Consider the following 268-nt stretch of genomic DNA (forward strand, 5'->3'; position numbering starts at 1 on the left):
GATCGGTTCGGTGGCGGTCGGCAAGCGCGCCGACCTGGTGCTGTGGAACCCGGCCTTCTTCGGCGTCAAGCCGGACATGGTGCTGATCGGCGGCATGATCGCCGCCGCCCCGATGGGCGATCCCAACGCCTCGATCCCGACGCCGCAGCCAATGCACTACCGGCCGATGTTCGGCGCCTATGGCAAGGCGATGACAAACTCGTCGGTAACCTTTGTCTCGAAAGCCGCGCTCGATGCCGGCCTGCGCGGCAGGCTCTCCGTCGACAAG

Annotated in this window: 1 protein-coding gene; it reads left to right on the forward strand. The window is 66.8% G+C overall.

Going from position 1 to position 268, the window contains the following annotated elements:
* Positions 1-268, forward strand: a 268-nt coding sequence (locus AC0L2O_RS36885) for an amidohydrolase family protein (RefSeq protein WP_473373219.1), incomplete at both ends; no start/stop codon positions are given.

Source organism: Bradyrhizobium sp. Kon10, assembly GCF_055807395.1.